The organism is Maribacter sp. UH1 (assembly GCF_056839145.1).
In genome coordinates this window covers 2,132,589-2,153,030 of the sequence record NZ_CM166387.1, presented here as the reverse complement: position 1 = coordinate 2,153,030, position 20,442 = coordinate 2,132,589, and the positions used below count along the sequence as shown (strand labels likewise).

Here is a 20,442-nt window from a genome sequence, read left to right as displayed (position 1 = left end):
ATCTTGTTTAAGGTTTCGGTGAATGACCACTTTTATTCGACGAAATACTTAAACATTATGTTGGACATGTTGTGAAAACATCAATTTATGATGTGTAAGACTTTTCTCTCGATATACGACACTTTAAGAATTAAAGGTGAACATGGCATAAACCGGAAAATGATCGCTGTAACCACCCATATATCGATCTGAAACAAAAGTTCTGTAGGGCGATCCCTTATATTTTCCTTTTTTCTCCTTCAGGGATTTATGATCAAATATAGCTGCACTATCAAAACTATGGGTATTCTTTTGGTAGTTGAAAAAAGAGTTCGATACCAAAATCTGATCAAACATATTCCATTTGTTACCATAAACAGATGATCCTGTAGTGTCTGGTATATGCAAAGTCTCAAAAGGATTGAACAAAGATGCTTCTTGTTTTAAAATCTGCATACTCTTAGAAGAAGGATCGTCATTAAAATCGCCCATAACAATAATATTGGGGTCCAATTCGGTTTCATTTAGAATCTTAATTTTCTGAACGATTTCATTTGCTGCAATAACCCGCTTATATTCCGTCTCTACTCCACCATCTCTTCTAGACGGCCAGTGGTTTACAAATACGTGCACTACTTCTTTGTTTAATTCGCCCTTTACATATAATATATCTCTGGTAGTATCCCTAACTCCGCCGGCATTATCAACCATTAAGGTAAACGGTTCTGAATGTAGAACTTTAAAAAAACGTTTTCTGTAAATAAGACCTGTATCTATACCACGTTCATCGGGTGAATCATAATGCACAAATCCATAATCCAAATTATCCATTGCGTCGGTATCTAGCAATGCTTTAAAAACACTATTGTTTTCAGCTTCTGCAACACCAATTAATGCAGGAGGGTAAGGATGGTCCTCTTCACCAATTTTGACAATGGTCTTAGAAAGTTTATCCAATTTACGTTGGTATCGTTCAACCGTCCATTTTTTTGCTCCATTTGGTGTATAATCTTTGTCCAGAATCTTAGTATTACGTTCTGGATCAAATAGATTCTCTAAATTGTAGAACGCAACCGAATAGCGTTGTTTTTTTGACTTTTTTTTAAAGAAGGGAAATCGCATGTATATTTTTAATGGTAACTACATTAAGACAAGTTCTTTAAAAAATTCGGGATAATAAATTGAACGTTCCAGAAAAGCCTTAGCGCATGTAATCTCGATTATCGAGTCAATAAAAATACAAAATAGCTTATCGGTAATTGCTTAATTTTGCACTTTACGGTATTATGATAGAAAAGAAGAGTATAGATTATGAAAAAGCGGTTCTTATTGGTGTAATCAATAAGGATCAAAATGAAGAAAAAGTAAATGAATATCTAGATGAGCTAGAGTTCCTTACTTATACAGCTGGTGGTGAAGTTACCAAACGCTTTATTCAACGTATGGATGTTCCAAATCCTAAAACACTTATTGGTAGTGGTAAAATGGAGGAAGTGGAACGTTATGTAGAGCAGCACAAAATAGGTTCTGTTATTTTTGATGATGAGCTTACCCCTGGTCAACAACGAAACATTGAAAAACAATTACGCTGCAAAATCATTGATCGTACCAGTTTAATATTGGACATCTTTGCCCAGCGCGCACAAACAAGTTACGCTAGAACGCAAGTTGAACTTGCCCAATACGAATATTTATTGCCAAGGCTTACTGGACTTTGGACGCACCTTGAGCGTCAAAAAGGGGGTATAGGTATGCGTGGACCTGGTGAAACCGAGATTGAAACAGATAGACGTATTGTACGTGATCGTATTACTTTACTTAAAAAGAAGCTAAAGAAAATAGATCGCCAAATGGAAACCCAAAGGGGAAACCGCGGTGCTTTGGTTCGTGTTGCCCTAGTTGGGTATACCAATGTGGGTAAGTCTACGTTAATGAACGTTATTAGTAAAAGTGATGTATTTGCAGAGAACAAACTCTTTGCTACATTAGACACAACCGTTAGAAAGGTGGTTATAGGAAATCTACCCTTTTTATTAAGTGATACGGTAGGATTTATTAGAAAACTACCCACACAGCTGGTAGAAAGCTTTAAAAGTACATTAGATGAAGTACGGGAGGCAGATTTGTTATTACATGTTGTAGATATCTCTCACCCTCAGTTTGAAGAGCATATAGCGTCTGTAAACCAGATTTTGTCCGAAATAAAAAGTTCAGAAAAGAAAAGCATCATGATCTTCAATAAGATTGATCAATATGAACACGAAACCATTGATGATGACGATTTGATAACCGAACGTACCGGAAGACATTTTACCATTAATGATTGGAAACAAACTTGGATGGAAAAGGTGGGAGACCGTGCCATTTTTATCTCAGCACTGAACAAAGAAAATCTAGATGAATTTAGAAAACGTGTGTATGATGAAGTAAGAGATATTCACGTAACTCGCTTTCCTTATAATAATTTTCTATATCCAGAACATTTAGATCAGTATTAGACACCGATTATAATCAAATTTATGTAGTTCATCGATGAAATTAAACCGATGGTAAATCTCACCACAATTTGAGATCAGTTCACAACATAAATTGTTTGCAACAAGACCATATTAGTTAATTTTACAGTGTACTTAAGATAAGTCTTGACCCCAAATCGATATTTAACTTATGAAAACTAAAAAGTAAAACCCCAAATTTTACGATAATACTTAACCGAAAAAAGCCCTCTATTTAGAGGGCTTTTTTTATTATATGTTATTTTCTAAATACTATCTAAGACTACAAAGAGTAGTTAAGACCTACTAAGAAATACGTTTGTAATTTGTTATCAACAGTATCAAAAGTAGTAGCAGTTTCTCCCAAAGTACCAACTGCATAGTTTAAAGCTTCTTGCTTGTTATCACGTAAACCAAATTCGAAACCTAAACCAATACCATTCCATAAAGTATAACCAAATGAGTTGATCCAAGTTAAGTTAGAAAGGTCACCGCTCTTATAACTTTGAAACATAGAAAGGTTAGACTTAAAGTTAACCGCTCCAATTTGTTTCGTGTAATCAGCAACGATTTTAGCACCTAAAGAAGACTCAAAAATTGCATCGTTATCACTGAATACAAAGTTATAGTTTAAAGGGTGAATAACAACAACTAAATCAGCAATAGGAGTCCAAGTAGCACCAACACCTAAGTCTAGGTATCCTGGATCGTTAAAGTTATTTAATATTGTTGTTCTGTACTCACCTAAACCAGAAATAGCCCACTTTTCGCTAAGCTTTCTTCCGTAAAGAGAAGAGATGTTAAATACATCTGTACCTTGCTTAAAGCTATCATCATCAGTATCGTCATTCTTATCATCGAACTTTACCCATCCTAAATTGATGTTACCAGTGTTTCTCCAGAAGAATTTCTCTTCGTTCAAATTAGCAAAAGCATTTACTGTTACACCAATGTTACCAGAAGATAAATCTGGAGTACCTTGACCGTACCAGTTGTTAAAGCTGCTTAAGTTAGCACCAATAGTACCGAATGCACCTAATTTCCATCCTGGTAATGCATCTATAGCACCCTGAATAGCGTCAGCTCTTCCTTGAATAGCTGCGATAGAATCTTTCGCTGCACCTAATTGACTTTTAAGTTCTTCTTCTGTTTGAGAAAAACCAACAGTTGCCACAAATGCAAGAGCTAGAGTTAATACAATTTTCTTCATAATAATTAATGTTTATAATTTATAGTGGCGCAAAGGTAATAATACTTCGCAACATCTTTAAGTAAGAATATGTTATTTTCTTTTATATAAAGGCACAGAAGAGCAAGCCTCACCATACATAATGGACTTTGCAACAGGTTTTAAACGCTCTGCAAGAAACAGATAAGCGTTAGCAGGAACAGGTTTTTTACTGCATCCTTTTATTATAATCAACTTATCTTGATATTCAGAAACATCTATATTTTCAATTACAGATTGATAAATACTGGTTTCTAAATCTACTAAACTACCTTGAATTGCCTTTTTAGCAATACCACTAAGTTTTACACTTAATAGCAAATATGCCCAACCCGGTACAATAGCATCTGTAGAACATTGCATGGCAACATAAGTGCCTTCATACTGTGACCAATCATGTGCGTCTACAAAAGCCCTAAATTCCTTTTCCTTTAATATAAAACCCTCATAAAGCCAGTCTTTAATATCCAGCACTACTCTATTACCCTGAGGATAGTAATCTTCTAGGTTAAAAGTAATGAGTTTGCTCTGGGCAACTTTATTTACGATTTCATCTTGCATACCTGCGTATTTTGAATCGGATTGATCTTTTGTAATTAAAGAAGTCCTAATTCCAATTTTGCTTCTTCGCTCATTAAATCTTGTGTCCAAGGTGGATCAAAAGTAATTTCAACCTCAGCATCTTTTATAGCATCTAGTGACTTCACTTTTTCCTCGACTTCTGCAGGTAAACTTTCGGCAACCGGACAGTTAGGTGAGGTTAGCGTCATTAATATTTTAACCTCATTATCTTCATTGACCAAAACATCATAGATCAATCCTAATTCGTAAATGTCTACAGGAATTTCTGGATCATATATGGTCTTTAAAATCTTAACGATTTTCTCCCCTAACTCTGCGCTGTCTTCAGCTATATTTTCATCACTCATAATCTTCTAATCTTCAATTTGTGTTTGATACGCCACTGCGTATAACTTCAGTTGTTTGATCATACTTACCAAACCGTTTGCCCTTGTAGGCGACAAATGCTCTTTTAACCCTATTTCATCAATGAACTGCGTATCGGCATCCAAAATATCCTGTGGTTTCTGATTACTAAATGCACGTATTAGAATGGCAATAATTCCCTTAGTGATTATAGCATCGCTATCTGCTGTAAAAACCAGTTTATTATCTTCTAAATCCGCATGCACCCAAACTTTACTTTGGCAACCCTTAATAATATTATCGTCAGTCTTAAATTCTTCTTTGATTAATGGAAGCGACTTCCCTAACTCTATCATGTATTCATAGCGCTGCATCCAATCATCGAACATGGAAAATTCGTCTATAATCTCTTCTTGTATCTCTTTAATTTCCATTGCTTTATTTTATGCAAAAATACGATAACAATTGAAGGATTTCAAACCTTAACATTACCTATGAAACTTTGTGTTATAACAACATACTTTTAGCTTTTAGAATACCTTGCACAAGTACGTCCACTTCTTCTTTTGTGTTATAAAAGGCGAAACTAGCGCGAACGGTACCCGGTATTTTAAAGAAATCCATAATTGGTTGTGCACAATGGTGTCCTGTACGTACCGCAATACCCAGCTTATCTAAAATACTACCCATATCATACGGGTGAATACCTTCTATATTAAATGAAATAACAGAAGTCTTATTTTTTGCCGTACCGTAGATTTTGAGTCCGTCTATCTTCAGCAACTCCTCCGTTGCGTATTCTAGCAATTCATGTTCATATCTAGCAATTTCCTCAAAGCCAATAGCATTCATATAATCCAATGCGGCACCAAAAGCAATACCACCACAAATATTTGGTGTGCCCGCTTCAAATTTATGAGGCAAATCTGCGTATGTAGTTTTCTCAAAAGTAACTTCGGCAATCATTTCACCACCACCTTGATACGGAGGTAATTTATTGAGCCATTCTTCTTTGCCATATAACATACCTTCACCTGTAGGACCGCAGATTTTATGTGCAGAACAAGTATAAAAATCAACATCTAAAGCTTGAACATCCGCCACTAAGTGTGGAGCTGCCTGTGCACCATCAATTAATACGGCAGCACCAACCTTATGGGCTTTTTCTATAATCTCCTCTATAGGATTAATAGTACCTAAAGCATTTGAAATATGGTTACAGAAAACCAGTTTTGTATTATCGGATAATAGGTCTTCATAGACATCCATCAGTAATTCCCCTTCTTGATTCATAGGAATAACTTTTAAGACAGCCCCTGTACGTTCACATAACATTTGCCATGGCACAATATTAGAATGATGCTCCATTGCTGAAACGACAACTTCATCCCCTTTTTTTATAAGTGATGAGAATCCGTTTGCAACAAGATTTATACTGTGCGTTGTACCCGAAGTAAAAATTATCTCGTAAGATTTTGCAGCATTAAAATGCTTCTGAATTTTTATTCTCGCCTGCTCATACTTATCGGTAGCTTCTTGAGAAAGTGTATGCACCCCACGGTGAATATTTGCGTTGTAGTTTTGATAGTAATCTACAATAACATCTATAACCTGCTGCGGAGTTTGTGATGTAGCGGCATTGTCTAAATAGACCAAAGGCTTACCATTTACTTCTCGCTTAAGAATTGGAAAATCTTCTCTTATTTTTTTAATATCTAACATAGTCAATCTTCTTATATACAAAGATACCCGATAATGAAAACATATCGGGTATGAAGGGTATTGTAAATAGTATTAAAATCCTTTAAAGGCTACAAGTTTGTAAGAGAGAATTAGACCACAAACCTCATTTAAAAGTTATTAATTTAAAAAACAGAATACGATGCCGATAATTGAAATACAGAATGATAAGCTTTACTATCAATAAATGAATCCCCATACAAATCTTTCAACCCTCTATAATATTGAAGACCAATATGTATATCGTCATTTATAGTATAGCCAACACCAAGAACAGCCCCATAATCTAATTTAAAATCTCCCGAAGACCTGTAGACTTCAGAAAGAGATTCAGGCAAATCATCTCCTTTAGCTTTACTTACTGTATTTAAAAGAAAACTTACTTGTGGACCTGCATTTATATAAAAACGTTCTCCTAAGTACCACTTGAATGTTAAAGGAACTGCTAAAAAATTATTTTTAGTCACCTGTTTAAAAGAGTCTATAGTTAAAGGTTCTAAATCAAAACTTCTAAAGTTAAGATCGTATTCATATACAGCACCAACAGAAGAATATAGTATTTCGGGCTGAAAATAAAATTTAGAACTCAACGGTATCTCTGCAAAAAGCCCTGCATGAAATGAAGATCTATACTGACTATCATCACCGTAAAATGAATCATTGGTATCTATATTAGATATATTTAATCCAGCTTTTACTCCAAATCTAGATTCTTGAGCCCAAATAGAGGCATTAAAAATGAGAAAAGAAAGCACAAAGAAATAATGTTTTTTCATAAGTAAATTGGTTGTTGGTTTTTTATTAGGATGTTAATTTATAGGTAAAATAAATCATAAAAAAAGCGACACTGATGAAGTGTCGCTTTTTTAAGTTTTATAACAATATACTATAAGTAAATCGTTCTTTTCTACAAATCAAATCCAAGGTTCACCCCTAGCTTCTTAGCAATCAATTTATTAATTCTAGTCTTTAGTTCTGGAATACGAACAGAAGACAATACGTTATTTGCAAAGGCATACATTAATAATGCTCTAGCTTCTTTCTGAGGAATTCCTCTAGATTGTAGATAAAACAAAGCATCTTCATCTAACTGCCCAATAGTACAACCATGAGAACATTTTACATCATCGGCAAAAATCTCTAATTGCGGTTTTGTATTGATGCTAGCCTTATCACTGATTAAAATATTATTATTTTGCTGAAAAGCATTTGTCTTTTGAGCAATTTTATCAACGATAATCTTACCATTAAAAACACCCGTAGAAGCATCGCCATAGATTCCTTTATAATCTTGATGACTTTCACAATTAGGCTCAATATGATGCACTAAAGTATGATGATCCACGTGCTGCTTTTCTCCTAATATAGTAACCCCTTTCATGGTTGAGTCTATATACTCTCCATTTTGATAGAAATTAAGATTGTTACGGGTCAATTTACCTCCAAAAGAGAACGTATGCACCTTAACAAGACTTTTATCTTTCTGATCAATATAAGTATTGTCAATCAATGACGCCGTAGGGGCATCATTTTGTATTTTATAGAAATCTACAATAGCACTTTTTGCTGCGAATATCTCGGTAACCGCATTCGTTAGTACCTCATTAGATGTTAAGCTTTGGTGACGCTCAATAATTTGAACCTCTGCATTTTCCTCTACAACAATTAAATTTCTTGGTTGTAATAATAAAGAAGCCTCATTACCTGTAGAGAAATGTAAAATCTCTATTGGTTTCTTTGGCATTTTATTCTTTGGTATGTAGATATAAGCCCCTTCTCTACTGAACGCAGTGTTCAATGAAGTTAACGACTCATCTTTAGATGCTATTTTATTAAAATAAACATCAATTACCTGCTTATACATTGGCTTTGTAAGCGCTGCACTCATTAAGCAGATATCTACACCATCATGTGTAGTTTCAGAAAGGTAAGAACTGTAAATACCATCAACGAAAACGATTTTATACGTATCGATCTCGTGAATAAAATAAGGTTTCACGTCCTTATACTCTAAAGCGTTCTGCTCTTTTGGGAAGATGCTAAAATCTATTTTTTGAATACTATTCAATGAAGTATACTTCCAAGCTTCTTCCTTTTTAGAAGGAAATCCTTTTTCCTCGAAGTTTTTTATAGCTGCCATACGAACATCGTGTACTGGATGCTCTACATCCACGTTGTTCTCAAATGCCATAAAAGAGGAAATCAATTTATCTTTTAAATCCATATTTTTTCAGTTGCCAGTTTGCAGTAGCAGTTGGCAGTTATAATCTCTAATTACTGCCACTGAATACTGTATACTTAATTACACCGCTGTTTCTTGCTTTAACCAGTCGTATCCTTTTTCTTCTAACTCTAGCGCAAGTTCTTTACCACCAGATTTAACGATTTTACCATTATGTAAAACGTGTACATAATCTGGTACGATATATTCTAACAAACGTTGGTAGTGCGTAATTAAGATTACCGCATTATCCTTACTCTTCAATTTGTTAACACCACTAGCAACAATACGCAGAGCATCAATATCTAAACCAGAATCGGTTTCATCCAATATGGCAACTTTAGGCTCTAACATTGCCATTTGAAAAATCTCGTTACGTTTTTTCTCACCACCGGAAAAACCTTCGTTCAATGACCTAGATAAGAACTTACGGTCAATCTCCAGTAACTCGGATTTCTCACGAATTAGCTTCAACATATCTTTAGCTGGCATATCCTCAAGACCCTTTGCCTTACGAGATTCGTTGATTGCCGTTTTCATAAAGTTGGTAACGGAAACACCAGGAATTTCTACTGGATACTGAAAAGATAGAAAAACACCTTTATGTGCTCTTTCTTCTGGAGAAACATCTTCTAAATCTTCACCACTTAACTCTATTGAACCTTGAGTAACCTCAAAATTCTCGTTACCGGCAATTACAGAAGCCAAAGTACTTTTACCAGAACCATTTGGTCCCATTATAGCATGTACTTCACCTGCTTTTACCTCTAAGTTAATTCCTTTTAATATTTCCTTATCGTCTACGTTAGCATGTAGATCTTTAATTTTCAACATAATATGTTACTTTAAATATTGTGGCGCCTACGGCGTTTTACTAAAATCTTAATTACTTTTTTATCCTACAGAACCTTCTAAACTAATTTCCAATAATTTTTGTGCTTCAACAGCAAACTCCATTGGTAGCTTATTCAGTACTTCTTTACTAAAACCGTTTACAATCAATGCAATCGCTTTTTCTGTATCTATACCTCTTTGGTTGCAATAGAATATTTGGTCTTCCCCAATTTTACTTGTGGTAGCCTCATGCTCTATCATAGCAGATTTGTTCTTTGCTTCAATATATGGGAAAGTATGTGCACCACACTCGTTACCCATTAGCAAAGAATCGCATTGAGAAAAGTTACGCGCACCATCTGCACGGCTATTGACCTGTACCAATCCTCTATAACTATTCTGAGATTTACCAGCAGAAATACCTTTAGAAATTATAGTACTCTTGGTGTTTTTACCAATGTGTACCATTTTAGTACCGGTATCTGCCTGTTGGTAATTATTGGTTACGGCAATAGAATAAAACTCACCAATAGAATTATCTCCTTTTAAGATACAAGAAGGATATTTCCAAGTTACTGCGGATCCTGTTTCAACCTGTGTCCAAGATACTTTAGCGTTCTTTTCGCAAATAGCTCTTTTAGTAACGAAGTTGAATACACCACCTTTACCCTCTTTATTACCAGGGAACCAGTTTTGTACCGTTGAGTATTTTATTTCGGCGCCATCTAAAGCAACAAGCTCTACAACTGCGGCATGTAATTGATTTTCATCTCTAGAAGGTGCTGTACAACCTTCTAGGTAACTTACATAACTATCTTCATCTGCGATAACCAAAGTACGCTCAAACTGACCTGTACCAGCCTGATTAATTCTAAAGTAAGTAGACAATTCCATTGGGCAACGAACACCTTTAGGAATGTAACAGAAACTACCATCTGAAAAAACAGCGGAGTTCAATGCAGCATAAAAGTTATCTCTTTGTGGTACTACAGAACCAATATATTTCTTTACTAATTCCGGATGCTCCTTTATAGCCTCTGAAATGGAACAGAAAATAATACCCTTTTCAGCTAATGTCTTTTTAAATGTCGTTGCTACGGATACAGAATCCATAACAATGTCAACCGCTACGTTTTGAAGCTTTTTTTGCTCATCTACAGAGATACCCAATTTCTTGTACATCTCTAATAATTCTGGATCTACATCATCCAATGTTTTATTAGGATCAGCTTTCTTTGGCGCAGAATAATAAGAGATAGCTTGAAAATCTGGCTTCTCATAATGAACGTTAGCCCATTCTGGCTCTTCCATTTCTTTCCAGTATTTAAAAGCTTCTAATCTCCAAAGTGTCATCCATTCCGGCTCTCCCTTTTTCTTAGAAATGGCAATTACGATTTCTTCGTTTAAACCATTGGGAAACGTTTCTGATTCAATATCTGTATAGAAACCATACTCATACTCTTTGGTTTCCAGTTCTTTCTTTAATTCTTCTTCTGTATATGCCATATATTTATAGTTAATAAGCTAAAAATAAAAGAGTTAAAAATTAACTACATCTCTTTTTAACATATTTAATATAGTTTGCCAACTGCTTTGAAATTACAACAATCTGCTCTCTATACTCTATTAATTCTCTTTTATCAAAATATCCAATTTCTTCCATTACATTAAAAAGATTCCTGACTTCACCAGAAGAACCTTTTGAAAAATAAAGAAACCTAATCAACTCTTTGTCAGTTTCTCTTTCAAAACCTTCAGAAATATTATTAGAAATTGAAATAGTTGCTCTTCTTAATTGATCAACCATTGCAAAATCACTTTTTAATGGTTGCCTATCTAACAGTTTATAGATATTTCCAGTAAATGTTATCGATAATTTGTATACTTCTAAATCTTCAAAAGAACTATACATAACAACCTTTACTTATTTTCTTTTTCTCTTTTTTACTTAACATTTATAATGAAAAACTCTCACCACAACCACACGTTCTTTGTGCATTTGGGTTATTAAAAACAAACCCTTTTCCGTTGAGTCCGCCTGAGTATTCCAATACTGTTCCTACTAAGTACAAAAAGCTTTTTTTATCTACAATAATTCGTACATTGTTGTCTTCGAATACTTTATCAGCATCATCTTTCTTGTCGTCAAAATTTAACTCGTAAGACAATCCACTGCATCCGCCACTCTTCACCCCCACACGTACATAATCCGTAGTAGCGTCAAAACCTTCCTCTGTCATAAGGTTTATTACTTTCTGTTTAGCCGTTTCTGATACTTGAATCATAATGAATTAGATTTAATCTAAATAGTTTACAAATATACGTTATAAGTCTGTTTTTTCCATAGAACCTAACATTATTATAAAGTATATACTAATAGAGAAATACTATACTTCATAAGAAAACAAATATTGCAATTCAACAAGGTCATTTACCTTTTAGCAAAGCTGTGTATTGTTAATTAAGAAACTTTGCCTTTCTATTTTGAGAACAATACTAAATGCGCCTGCATATACATAACAAAACTGAAATCTATTTCTCGAACATAATATAATTTGCATAGGTGTATAAATAAGATTTTCATACCCTAACTACACAAGCAAAATGTTAAATACAGAACCTTATATATTTCATAATTAACTATTAATCAATTAATAAGACTGAAATAATTATTGGATTACAATTCAAAACACCTTACAATACACCAGAATCTAAGAGATTTCAATTACCTTCAATACCAAATCAAACAACAACAACAACTTATGTCACACAACAAATCAAACAACAAAAACAACACCCGCCGAAAATTTATGAAAAATACCGGTATGGCGGCAGCCGGTTTTATGATTGTACCCAGACACGTTTTGGGGGGCACCGGATATATTCCACCAAGCGATAAACTAAACATTGCAGGCATAGGAGTAGGAGGAAAAGGTCAAAGTGATATTGCATCTTTTGCCGAGAGTGCCCATGTAAATATCGTATCGCTTTGCGATGTTGATAATAGACAAGCAATTACCTCTAGAGAGTCATTTCCAAAAGCCAGCTATTTTAATGATTACAAGGAAATGTTGGATAAGGAGGGTAAAAATATAGATGCCGTTTCTGTATCAACACCTGATCACAACCACGCCGTTGCAGCCTACCAGGCAATGTCTATGGGTAAACATGTATACGTTCAAAAACCATTAACCCATGATATTTGGGAAGCAAGAATGCTGACCGAAGCTGCAAAGAAATTCAAGGTAGTTACACAAATGGGCAACCAAGGTGGTTCCGGTGATGGCGTACGTACCATGAAAGAAATTTATGATACCGGAATTATTGGGGAAGTACACACCGTAAAATGTTGGACGAACAGAGCCATTTGGCCACAAGCATTACAAACACCGACTAAAAAAGACAGTGTTCCAGAAGGATTGAATTGGGATCTTTGGTTAGGCACTGCTGCAATGCGAGATTACAATAATGCCTACCTGCCTTTTGATTGGAGAGGTTGGTCAGATTTTGGAACAGGCGCACTTGGCGATATGGCTTGCCATATTATGGACCCTGTATATAGAATTCTTCCAATTTTATATCCTGATACTGTAGAATGCAGTGTTTCTGATTCATTCAGCGGAAATTTCCAATACAAAGACTACCCAAAAAGTTTCCCAAACTCAAGTAAAATACATTTAAACTACCCAAGAACGGATGGCAAAGGAAAAATAAAAGTCACTTGGATGGATGGCGGACTACTACCCGAAAGACCAGAAGAATTAGGAGATGACGAAGCTTTAGGAAACTGGGATGGTGGTGTACTTTTCATTGGTACAAAAGGAAAATTAATGGCAGATTGCTACGGTGCAAATCCGCGTTTGTTACCATTGACATTAAATGAACAATTTGAAGTAGAACAAACCATTACCCGCGTACCTGAAGGTCATTATTTACAGTGGGTAAATGCATGTATGGCAGGTTATGGCAATGCAGAAACAAGCTCTTCCTTTGATTACGCCGGTCCGTTTACAGAAAGTATCTTGATTGGAAACTTGGCATTAAAATCATATTTTGAAGTAGACCCAACCGTTGAAAATCCAAGCTTCTGGGGAGGCGGAAAACAATACTACGGCAGAAAACGTTTACAATGGGATGCAGCAAATATGAAAATCACAAATTTTGAACCTGCAAACAAATACGTGAAACGTACCTATAGAGACGGTTATTCGGTAGGGTAAACCATAAATACATTCATATTTTCAATAGTAAACCCGTAGCTTTTCAGCTTCGGGTTTTTTTATGCCATACATCTTGTTTTACTTCTTATTTTTGCATCATGCTAGAAGATAAAGAACAAGAAAGAACATCATTAGAGAAATTAGGTGAATTCGGACTCATAGAACACCTTACCAAAGATTTTGAGCTTACTCAAAAATCTACCATAAAAGGAATTGGTGATGACGCAGCAGTACTAGATTATGAAAAATCTAAAACAGTTCTAAGTACCGACCTTTTAATTGAAGGTGTACACTTTGATCTTGCCTATATGCCATTAAAACATTTAGGTTATAAATCTATCATGGTCAATCTTTCTGATATCTATGCCATGAACGCTACAGCTACACAAGTAACCGTTTCCTTAGCCGTTTCTAATAGATTTCCGCTAGAGGCACTTGAAGAGTTTTATGCAGGTGTGGCTACAGCATGTAAAACGTACAATGTTGATCTGGTAGGTGGCGATACAACCTCATCTAAAACAGGATTAATGATTAGCGTTACCGCAATTGGCATTGCAAATGAAGAGGATATCGCTTACCGTTCTGGTGCAAAACCAAACAATCTTCTGGTAGTAACCGGAGATTTAGGCGCCGCATATATGGGGCTGCAGGTATTGGAGCGTGAAAAAGAAGTTTTTAAAGTGAATCCTAATAGCCAGCCAGACCTAGAACCCTATTCTTATATCGTAGAGCGACAGTTGAAACCAGAAGCAAGAAAGGATATACCTGAATTATTAAAACAATTGGAGGTTCACCCAACATCAATGATTGATATTAGTGACGGACTTTCATCTGAGATCCTGCATTTAAGCAAGAGTAGCGGACTGGGAATTGACTTGTATGAAGACAAAATACCTTTAGACCCTACAGTAATTTCTGCCTGTGAAGAATTTAAGATAGATAGTACTTTAGTTGCTTTAAGCGGTGGAGAGGACTATGAATTATTGTTTACCATAGACCAAAAAGAATTCCCGAAAATTAAGGGCAATCCAAACTTGACCGTTATAGGTCATACTACAGGAAAAGACGAAGGTGCATTCTTAATTTCAAGGAGTAATACAAAGATTCCTTTGACCGCACAGGGTTGGAATTCATTTAACTAAAGGCAATACAAATTATGCTACCTGTTGCGCAGGCGTATGTTCGTGTGAAGCAGTATGTCTTCTTTGATAAATATGCTCTAAAGTTCTATTGATATCTTGTAATTCTGGTGTTAAAGTAGAAAGGTTACCACTTACATCGGTAGTTACTTCTTTTTGACAATGAATACATTTGTACTCTTTAATATGAGATGTCACTTTTTTAGAAATAGCATAATGATGACCAAAGATGCTGCAGAATAATTTTTTCATGCTGTAGGATGTATTTGCAAAAATTTCGATTTGGGAAATCGAGAAAATGCGATTAATATATGATGTTGAAACTCAAGGAAATTTGCTTACGCTCTGTTTCCTTTGGTTAAAGTACTACACATTAAAGCCCTGTACCAGTAATTGTTGTGAGTTTTACTTAACCTGTTGTCAACAACCTTTTTTTTGGTGTTTCAGAAAATGAAAAAGCCTCCCTTACCTGTTATTTAATAATCTTTCACTTAATTTGCACCCATGTTCAAAAAGAAGGAAACCCTAGTTACAGCCTTTGCCTTATTCTCTCTTTTTTTTGGAGCTGGCAACCTTATTTTACCACCATTATTAGGTTTTAATTCAGGTGACCAATGGCTTATAGTTACAATTGGTTTTGGACTATCTGCAGTAGCTATTCCCGTACTTGGTATTTTGGCACATGCAAAATTACAGGGGACACTAATTGATTTTGGAAACAAAGTATCACCAACGTTCAGTTTAATCTATGCCTTCTTTATTTATGCCATTGCTATTGCACTGCCTAGCCCTAGAACAGCTTCGGTAACGCATGAAATGGCCATTCAGCCTTATTGGGACATCTCCTCATGGTTTACAAGTAGTATCTATTTTGGGTTGGTTTTATTATTTGCTTTGAACCGTTCTAAAATATTGAACATACTCGGTAAAATATTAACTCCTGCAATAATTCTAGTTCTTCTTTTAATAATAGGAATTACTATTTTCTCATTTCCATTCGATTTTGGAAGCACCACAATTGCTAGTCCGTTTACCAACGGAATACTAGAAGGTTACCAAACATTCGATGCCATTGGCGCTGTTGTAGTTGGTGGCGTTATCATAATATCGATCAACCTTAAATATGTAAATGCGGCTTACGAGGATAAAAAAATACTGATACGTAACGCTGCTTGGCTGGCAGGTTTGGCGTTGTTCTTGATCTATATGGGACTCATACTTTCTGGATCTTTAGTACATTCTATATTCGATGCCGATACTACTAGAACAGAAATACTATCTGGTTTGGCTATAGAAAGCCTAGGAAACATTGGTAATTTGTTTTTAAGCATCCTAGTAGGCTTGGCTTGTTTTACTACGGCAGTAGGGATTGTAACCGGTACGGCAGATTTTGTAGCGGCTACATTTAAAGAGTCAAAATTGGCTTATACTATTATGGCAGTAATTGGTAGTGTATTAGGTGTTTTGGTTGGGCAATTTAATGTTGGGTATATTATTGCAGTAGCTGTACCTTCTTTAATGTTTATTTACCCAATTACCATCATTCTTATTCTATTAAATGCAGTACCAGATAAATATGCATCGCCACTTGTTTTTAAAGCCGTAACCATAGCTACCATAATATTTAGTATTCCAGATTTCTTAGGCAGTATAAGCGCATTAGCTCCTGCTGCAGAAACTTTCTCTTGGATTCCGCTGCAACAGTATAGTTTAGGGTGGGTTTTACCAGCGTTGGTGGTGTTTGTTGCAACCAATATTATGTATAAGGAAAAGCCGAACACACTTTAAAGCACTTACGGATTTTTCCTTTTCTTAGAGTAATAATAGAACGCATAAGCTATTAAAACCATGACAACAAAAGGTAAATAGGTGCCAATAACGACACCTATCTCATAAGCACTATTGGGTGCTTCTTGCATTTTCTCTTCAATTTCAGAAGCATCTTGAATCAAAACTAATAACCTCATATTCTAAAATTCTATTTCTAAACTAATAGGGCAATGATCACTACCCATAACCTGATCATGAATTTCGGCAGATTTTACCTTATCCCAAATAGATTCACTTACCAAGAAGTAATCTAAACGCCAGCCTACATTTCGCCCTCGTGCACCACCTCTTGCGCTCCAAAATGTATATTTATCGAACGTATTGGGGTGTAACTTTCTAAAGCTATCTACCAAGTTCACTTCTTTCAACATGTGCTCAAATCCGTCAATTTCAACTTGCGTAAATCCTGATGTTTTATTATAATTACTCTTCGGGTTTGCCAAATCGTTCTCGGTATGAGCTACATTAAAATCGCCCGTAATAATCAAAGGCTTCGATTTAGACAATTCTTTTAGGTAATTGGTAAAATCTTTATCCCATCCGGCACGGTAATCCAATCTTTTTAATCCGCTTCCACTATTAGGAATATAAACATTGATCAAATGAAAATGTTCATATTCAGAATGTGTAATTCTTCCTTCTAAATCATGTTCTTCAACCCCCATGTCCTTATCGAACTTTACAGGTGCCTTTTTAGATAATATTCCGGTACCAGAATATCCTTTTCTTTCGGCACTATTGCTGAAAAGCTTGTAATCGGTAATACCTTTTAAAGCCTCAGCCACCTGGTCATCTTGTGCTTTTGTTTCTTGAACGCAAAAAACATCTGCATCAAAATCCTTTACAATATCTTCAAAACCCTTTTTAACGGAAGCTCTTATACCATTAACATTCCACGATACTAATTTCATATTCCGTTTTTATTTGTTCATTAATTCTTCAATCTCATCTGCCTTAATAGGAATATTCGCCATCAGGTTAAAAGGCTTACCCTTTTCTTGAATGACCACATCATCTTCTAAACGAATACCCATATTTTCTGCCGGAATATAAATACCTGGCTCTACGGTAAACACCATATTCGCTTTCATAGGTGTTTTCAATGCTCCGTAATCATGTGTATTCAAACCAATATGGTGACTAGTGCCATGCATAAAGTACTTCTTATAAGCAGGCCACTCAGGATTTTCATTCTGCACATCTGCCTTATCCAATAAACCAAGTCCCAATAATTCAGAAGTCATTAGTTTACCACATTCTTTATGGTATTCTGCCCAAAGTGTACCAGGCACCAACATTTTAGTAGCCTCATCTTTTACACGCAAAACAGCGTTATACACTTCTTTTTGGCGTTTTGTAAATTTCCCGTTTGCAGGAATAGTTCTAGTTAAATCGCTAGAGTAATTCGCATATTCTGCTGCAACATCCATCAGAATTAAATCACCATCGTTACAAGGTTTATTATTCTCTAAATAGTGCAATACATTGGCATTATTTCCTGAAGCAATAATGGGTTGATATGCAAAACCTTTCGATTTATTTCTAACAAACTCGTGCAATAGTTCTGCTTCAATCTCATATTCCATCACTCCTGGTTTCACAAAACCAAGCAGCCTACGAAATCCTTTTTCGGTGATATTACAGGCCGTTTGCATAATAGCAATTTCCTCAGGTTCTTTAATTCCTCTAATTTCTTGAAGAATTGGGTTACTCTTGGCAACTTTATGAGCTGGATATTCTCGCTTGCATTTTTTTATAAATCGGTCTTCACGTGTCTGCGTTTCTACCGCTTGTCTATAATGCTCATTGGTATTAAAATATATAGTATCAGCTTCGGTCATTAGATCAAAGAATATTTTCTCGAAATCTTGTAACCAACAAACTGTTTCAATACCTGAAACTTCTGTAGCCTTCTCTTTTGTCAATTTTTCACCTTCCCAAATGGCAATATGTTCATTAGTTTCACGAACAAAAAGTATTTCGCGGTGTTTTTTATTAATGGCATCTGGAAATAATACTAAAATCGTTTCTTCTTGATCAGCCCCAGAAAGGTAAAATATATCTCTATGCTGCTCAAAAGGCAATACGCTATCAGCACCAATAGGGTAGATATCGTTAGAGTTAAAAACAGCTATGCTTTTAGGCTGCATGCGGTCCATAAACTTCTTACGGTTCTTTATAAACAGGGAGTTAGGTATTTGATCGTATTTCATGAATTCTTATTTTGATATAAAATTACGCATTATGTGTTGTTTCCTTAAAAAATAGGGCATAGAATTGTAAGATTTACAAGAACACCTACTCATATTCTTAACTACAAATTGGCTAACTTGTATACCTAAACCAAACACAAACAACTCATGAAAAAAATAGCTTACCTATTTATAGGCGCTTTATGTCTACAGGCATGCTCAGAAACCAAAAAAGAAGAATCACAAGCTGAATTATTTGCACGTATAGATACCGAAATCAAAGCAAATTCTAAAGGCTATAGTGCATTAAAAGAAGCTACTGAAACCATTGGTCACCGACTTACGGGTTCTACCAACGGTGCTAAGGCAGAAGAGTATACCTATAATAAATTTAAAGAATACGGTTTTGAAGATGTAGCCTACCAAACTTTTGAGGTAGAGGCTTGGGCAAGAGGCGAGGTTTCTTTACAGATTAATGATGAAGATATAAAAGTAGTTACTTTAGGTCACGCACCTGTAGAAGCACACGTTACCGGCGAAATTGTAGATATGGGTAATGGTCTAGATGCAGATTACGCAGCTAACCCAGATGCCGTTAAAGGAAAAATTTCATTGGTATACATTAATATTTTACCAGATAGTGAAGAAGGACTTACCAATTTACACAGAAGTGAAAAAACAGCTTTAGCCATTAAGTATGGTGCTATTGGTATCATAATCATCAACCAAGTGGACAATGGTGTTCTATTAACAGGAACTGCATCGGTTACTGGAGAATTGATTCCAATACCTGCTGTTTGTATTGGAAAAGAAGATGGTATGGCGTTGAAAGAAACTTTAAAATCTAAGAAAGCAACTGCAAAAATTGACATGACCAATACGAGTGATGTCATCAAAGCTAGAAACGTGGTAGCAACATTACCAGGCTCAGAGATTCCGGAAGAAGAAATTGTTATTGGTGGTCACTTAGATTCTTGGGATCTAGCCACTGGTGCTATTGATAATGGTATTGGTTCTTTTGCAGTACTAGACATTGCACGAGCATTTAAAGCAAATAACCTACACCCAAAGCGTACTGTAAAATTCGTGATGTTCATGGGAGAAGAACAAGGATTACTAGGTTCTAAATATTTAGTAGAACAAGCAATTGAAAACAATACGATAGACAATATCAAATACATGATGAATTTAGATATGTCTGGTAACCCTATTGGCATGAACGCTGGTGGACAGTTAGATAATGAGCAATTCTTTACAGATTTAGGAGCTGCAATTCAAAAGCAAGATACCATCTATCAAAATAAGTTTTCAAATAAGTCTGGGTTACATAGCGATCATCAACCGTTTATGTTAGAAGGTGTGCCAATTTTATCTGTGCACAGTAATCTAGACCGTTCTATTTACGGATGCTACCATTCTGACTGTGATGATTTCAATTTGGTAAATGAAGACCACATGAAAAACACGGCTCGTTTTGGTACGATGATGCTATATGCCGTTGCTAATGCAGATACACTACCTGCTACCAAAATGGATAGCGAAACCACTAAAAAATTTATGATTAAAAATGATTTAAAAGAAAAATTGATCATTGGTAACGAGTGGAAATGGGAAGAATAACCGTAGTCAAAAAAATT

At 35.4% G+C, this 20,442-nt stretch carries 21 protein-coding genes; 5 read left to right on the top strand and 16 right to left on the bottom strand.

Annotation, left to right across the window (positions count from 1 at the left end; genetic code table 11):
* Positions 1 to 123: 123 nt before the first annotated feature.
* Complete coding sequence (locus UH1x_RS09450; protein ID WP_482626333.1) at positions 124 to 1,101, bottom strand: endonuclease/exonuclease/phosphatase family protein; 978 nt, start codon at positions 1,099 to 1,101, stop codon at positions 124 to 126.
* 164 nt (positions 1,102 to 1,265) lie between these two features.
* Here UH1x_RS09450 and hflX point away from each other — a divergent pair, with 164 nt between their 5' ends.
* Entirely contained in the window at positions 1,266 to 2,477 is a 1,212-nt protein-coding gene (gene hflX, locus UH1x_RS09445) for a GTPase HflX (protein ID WP_482626332.1), read from the top strand.
* 280 nt (positions 2,478 to 2,757) lie between these two features.
* On the opposite strand, the gene UH1x_RS09440 is transcribed toward hflX, so the two are convergent.
* From UH1x_RS09440 to UH1x_RS09390, 11 genes are all read right to left on the bottom strand, one after another.
* Positions 2,758 to 3,684 carry a DUF3078 domain-containing protein gene (locus tag UH1x_RS09440; protein ID WP_482626331.1) on the bottom strand — a complete coding sequence of 309 codons (927 nt, stop codon included), beginning with the start codon at positions 3,682 to 3,684 and terminating at the stop codon, positions 2,758 to 2,760.
* A gap of 72 nt (positions 3,685 to 3,756) precedes the next feature.
* Positions 3,757 to 4,263: a DUF2480 family protein gene (locus UH1x_RS09435; protein ID WP_482626330.1), complete on the bottom strand. Its 507-nt coding sequence runs from the start codon at positions 4,261 to 4,263 to the stop codon at positions 3,757 to 3,759.
* 35 nt (positions 4,264 to 4,298) lie between these two features.
* On the bottom strand, positions 4,299 to 4,631 hold the full coding sequence (locus UH1x_RS09430; protein WP_036151130.1) for an SUF system Fe-S cluster assembly protein: 333 nt from the start codon (positions 4,629 to 4,631) through the stop codon (positions 4,299 to 4,301).
* Between the two features lie 6 nt (positions 4,632 to 4,637).
* Positions 4,638 to 5,063: a SufE family protein gene (locus UH1x_RS09425; protein ID WP_482626329.1), complete on the bottom strand. Its 426-nt coding sequence runs from the start codon at positions 5,061 to 5,063 to the stop codon at positions 4,638 to 4,640.
* 73 nt (positions 5,064 to 5,136) lie between these two features.
* Complete coding sequence (locus UH1x_RS09420; protein WP_482626328.1) at positions 5,137 to 6,351, bottom strand: aminotransferase class V-fold PLP-dependent enzyme; 1,215 nt, start codon at positions 6,349 to 6,351, stop codon at positions 5,137 to 5,139.
* A gap of 143 nt (positions 6,352 to 6,494) precedes the next feature.
* Complete coding sequence (locus UH1x_RS09415; RefSeq protein WP_482626327.1) at positions 6,495 to 7,145, bottom strand: porin family protein; 651 nt, start codon at positions 7,143 to 7,145, stop codon at positions 6,495 to 6,497.
* A 131-nt stretch (positions 7,146 to 7,276) separates the two neighbouring features.
* Positions 7,277 to 8,593, bottom strand: coding sequence for a Fe-S cluster assembly protein SufD (gene sufD / locus UH1x_RS09410; protein WP_482626326.1), 1,317 nt, complete (start codon positions 8,591 to 8,593; stop codon positions 7,277 to 7,279).
* Positions 8,594 to 8,671: 78 nt separating this feature from the next.
* A complete protein-coding gene (gene sufC, locus UH1x_RS09405) occupies positions 8,672 to 9,424 on the bottom strand; it encodes a Fe-S cluster assembly ATPase SufC (RefSeq protein ID WP_036151120.1) in 753 nt (250 codons plus the stop codon).
* A 60-nt stretch (positions 9,425 to 9,484) separates the two neighbouring features.
* On the bottom strand, positions 9,485 to 10,930 hold the full coding sequence (sufB, locus tag UH1x_RS09400) for a Fe-S cluster assembly protein SufB (RefSeq protein ID WP_396632614.1): 1,446 nt from the start codon (positions 10,928 to 10,930) through the stop codon (positions 9,485 to 9,487).
* Positions 10,931 to 10,970: 40 nt separating this feature from the next.
* On the bottom strand, positions 10,971 to 11,336 hold the full coding sequence (locus UH1x_RS09395) for a four helix bundle protein (RefSeq protein WP_482626325.1): 366 nt from the start codon (positions 11,334 to 11,336) through the stop codon (positions 10,971 to 10,973).
* A 43-nt stretch (positions 11,337 to 11,379) separates the two neighbouring features.
* Positions 11,380 to 11,709, bottom strand: coding sequence for a HesB/IscA family protein (locus tag UH1x_RS09390; protein WP_073241609.1), 330 nt, complete (start codon positions 11,707 to 11,709; stop codon positions 11,380 to 11,382).
* Positions 11,710 to 12,186: 477 nt separating this feature from the next.
* On the opposite strand from UH1x_RS09390, the gene UH1x_RS09385 reads away from it, so the two are divergent.
* Together UH1x_RS09385 and thiL are read left to right on the top strand one after the other, a co-directional pair.
* Entirely contained in the window at positions 12,187 to 13,644 is a 1,458-nt protein-coding gene (locus UH1x_RS09385; protein WP_482626324.1) for a Gfo/Idh/MocA family protein, read from the top strand.
* A gap of 98 nt (positions 13,645 to 13,742) precedes the next feature.
* Positions 13,743 to 14,786, top strand: a complete 1,044-nt coding sequence (gene thiL / locus UH1x_RS09380; RefSeq protein WP_482626323.1) for a thiamine-phosphate kinase — start codon at positions 13,743 to 13,745, stop codon at positions 14,784 to 14,786.
* 12 nt (positions 14,787 to 14,798) lie between these two features.
* Here the strand turns inward: thiL and UH1x_RS09375 are convergent, their stop codons facing one another.
* On the bottom strand, positions 14,799 to 15,035 hold the full coding sequence (locus UH1x_RS09375; protein WP_482626322.1) for a hypothetical protein: 237 nt from the start codon (positions 15,033 to 15,035) through the stop codon (positions 14,799 to 14,801).
* Between the two features lie 252 nt (positions 15,036 to 15,287).
* Here UH1x_RS09375 and UH1x_RS09370 point away from each other — a divergent pair, with 252 nt between their 5' ends.
* The gene (locus tag UH1x_RS09370) at positions 15,288 to 16,571 is read left to right on the top strand and encodes a branched-chain amino acid transport system II carrier protein (RefSeq protein WP_482626321.1); all 1,284 of its coding nucleotides are present in this window, start codon (positions 15,288 to 15,290) and stop codon (positions 16,569 to 16,571) included.
* 5 nt (positions 16,572 to 16,576) lie between these two features.
* On the opposite strand, the gene UH1x_RS09365 is transcribed toward UH1x_RS09370, so the two are convergent.
* From UH1x_RS09365 to UH1x_RS09355, 3 genes are read right to left on the bottom strand one after another with little or no spacing between them, the layout of a single operon-like run.
* Positions 16,577 to 16,750, bottom strand: coding sequence for a hypothetical protein (locus tag UH1x_RS09365; protein WP_482626320.1), 174 nt, complete (start codon positions 16,748 to 16,750; stop codon positions 16,577 to 16,579).
* A 3-nt stretch (positions 16,751 to 16,753) separates the two neighbouring features.
* A complete protein-coding gene (locus tag UH1x_RS09360; RefSeq protein ID WP_482626319.1) occupies positions 16,754 to 17,524 on the bottom strand; it encodes an exodeoxyribonuclease III in 771 nt (256 codons plus the stop codon).
* Between the two features lie 9 nt (positions 17,525 to 17,533).
* Positions 17,534 to 18,826 (bottom strand): aminopeptidase P family protein, encoded by a 1,293-nt coding sequence (locus tag UH1x_RS09355; protein ID WP_482626318.1) that lies wholly within the window; start codon positions 18,824 to 18,826, stop codon positions 17,534 to 17,536.
* Between the two features lie 147 nt (positions 18,827 to 18,973).
* Between UH1x_RS09355 and UH1x_RS09350 the strand changes: the two genes are divergently transcribed.
* Positions 18,974 to 20,425 carry a M20/M25/M40 family metallo-hydrolase gene (locus tag UH1x_RS09350; RefSeq protein WP_482626317.1) on the top strand — a complete coding sequence of 484 codons (1,452 nt, stop codon included), beginning with the start codon at positions 18,974 to 18,976 and terminating at the stop codon, positions 20,423 to 20,425.
* Positions 20,426 to 20,442 lie beyond the last annotated feature (17 nt).